The sequence below is a fragment of the Mesorhizobium sp. M7A.F.Ca.CA.002.15.2.1 genome, assembly GCF_003998715.1.
GTDB lineage: Bacteria > Pseudomonadota > Alphaproteobacteria > Rhizobiales > Rhizobiaceae > Mesorhizobium > Mesorhizobium ciceri.
On sequence record NZ_RZPI01000771.1, the window covers coordinates 1 to 2,463 of the forward strand.

At 62.9% G+C, this 2,463-nt stretch carries 2 protein-coding genes; one reads left to right on the forward strand and one right to left on the reverse strand.

The window, feature by feature from the left end:
- On the forward strand, positions 1-1,782 hold a 1,782-nt coding region (locus ENZ74_RS29015), incomplete at its 5' end, for a ComEC/Rec2 family competence protein (RefSeq protein WP_164761288.1).
- Here ENZ74_RS29015 and lexA read toward each other — a convergent pair.
- Positions 1,776-2,463: transcriptional repressor LexA (lexA, locus tag ENZ74_RS29020; RefSeq protein ID WP_127313194.1), on the reverse strand; the 688-nt coding region annotated here is incomplete at its 5' end. The two genes, ENZ74_RS29015 and lexA, sit on opposite strands and share 7 nt — an antisense overlap.

The window sequence follows — 2,463 nt, forward strand, 5'->3', positions numbered from 1 at the left end:
ACAGCTCTCATCACTGGATATGCCAAGCTTTTGCCGCCGACCGGGCCGGTGCGACCGGACAGCTATGATTTCTCCTTCGACAGCTATTTTGCCGGCATTGGCGGCAGCGGGTTCTTTCTCGGCAATCCCAAGCTTGTCGTCAGCGATGATGGCGACATGCCGCTGTCGGCCCGAATTTCCTCCAGCGTGGAAAATGCCCGTGAAGGCATCGCCGACCATATCAGGGCGAGCGTCGGCGGCGCCGAAGGCGAGATCGCCGCGGCGCTGATCGTCGGCGTGCGCGCCGGCATTCCCGACGACATCAATGAGGCGATGCGACGTACCGGCATCTACCACATCATCTCCATTTCGGGACTGCATATGGCTCTGGTCGCCGGCACCATCATGGGGTTGCTGCGCGGCGCCTTCGCCTTGTTTCCCGATTTTTCCGCGCGTCGCCCGGTCAAGAAGTATGCCGCTGCCGCCGCACTGTTCTCGATCGCAGCCTACCTCGTCATCTCAGGTATCGTCGTCGCCGCCGAACGCAGCTTCATCATGCTGGCAGTGATGCTGATTGCAGTTCTGTTCGATCGAGCAGCACTCACCATGCGCAATCTGGCGATCTCGGCGATCGCCGTCATCGTGGTGTCGCCGCATGAGGTGGTCGGCCCGAGTTTTCAGATGTCGTTCGCCGCGACCGCGGCTCTGGTCGGCGCCTATGCCGGCTGGGCGGATCACCGCGCGGGAAAAGCAAGAACGCCGCCGCCGAAGCGATCCTTGCCCGGGTTCCTGACACGAAAATTCCTGCTGGCGGCAATCGGTCTGGCCATGACCTCGATCATCGCCGGCAGCGCCACGACGCTGTTTGCCATCTGGCATTTTCAGCGTGTGTCGCCGCTCAGCCTGTTCGCCAATCTCGCGGTTATGCCGATCGTCACCGTCGTCATGTTCCTGGCCGTCGCCAGCGCGCTGCTGATGCCTTTCGGATTGGATTGGCCAGGTCTCTACCTGATGGGCAAGGGCCTGACGATGATGATCGCCATATCGGGCTGGATCTCCGAGCGTTCGCCTGTCGATGGGGTCGGGCTGATTTCGCAACAGTCGGTCCTGCTGGTGGCCATTGCCCTGGTCATCGCGACGATGGCGACGACATGGCTGCGGCTCGCGGCTCTGCCATTCGCGTTGGCAGGCTTGCTGACCGTCTCGGATACGCGCACGCCCGATGTGCTGATCTCGGAAGACGCCCGGCTGGTGGCGTTGCCGATCGGTGGCGGTGAGCTTGCCGTCAGCCGGCAACGGCCGAACGAATTCACCGTCGACAACTGGAAACGCGCGCTGACATCGGAAACCATCGTCGTTCCGGAAGTGTTCGACAACAGCGATGGGCAATTCGACGTCGCGGATGCCGTTGAGCTACCGCCGGGATCGCCGTTCTATTGCTCCTCAGGCGTTTGCGTGGCCAGGCACATGTCCGGTGCGATCATTGCCTATGTCGAGGACCGCAAGGACACCTGGAAAGCCTGCGGCTTCGCCGAACTGATCGTCGTCAACGACGCCACCGCCTATGACGCCTGTCACAACCCGCTGGTTCTCGTCATCACCAAGCGGCAACTGGCTCGCAAAGGCAGTGCCGCGGTCTTCTTCGATCGCCAATCGGCGACCACGCCGGCGACGATCAGCTTCGCGGTGGACAGCCCATATCGGCCCTGGCACACGCAACGCAGATACTCTCGCGAGGCGAGGGGGCTGGCACCCTTCAAGAAACCCGAGAAGCCAGTGGTCAACCCACAGCCGTCTCAGTAGCGACGGATCAGGCCGACGAGCTTGCCTTGCACCTTGACCCTGTCCGGCCCGAAAATCCGTGTCTCATAGGCTGGATTGGCGGCTTCGAGGGCAATCGAGGCGCCCTTGCGGCGGAACCGCTTCAGCGTCGCTTCCTCTTCATCGACCAGCGCCACGATGATCTCGCCGGGGCTGGCCGTGTCGGCGTTACGGATGATAACGGTGTCGCCGTCGAAGATGCCGGCCTCGATCATCGAATCGCCCTTGACCTCCAGCGCATAGTGCGCGCCGCCCATGATCATGTCCGGCGGCACCGAAATCGAATGCGTCTGATGCTGGATGGCATCGATCGGCACGCCGGCGGCGATGCGACCCATGACCGGGATCGAAACGGCAGAGACCGCATCGTCGTCATTGCCGGGCGAAGGCATCCGCGAAGGCGCCGGCTTGATCTGCCGGCCAAGAGCACCACCCTGACCAAGACTGCCCTGGATGACGCTTGGCGAAAACTTCTTTGCCGCATTGAGGCCTGGCGCGATGGAGTCCGGCAGCCGCAGCACTTCCAGCGCGCGGGCCCGATTGGGCAGCCGGCGGATAAAGCCGCGCTCCTCAAGGGCCGTGATCAGCCGATGAATCCCGGATTTGGAGGCAAGGTCGAGCGCCTCCTTCATCTCGTCGAAGGATGGCGGAATGCCGCTCTCC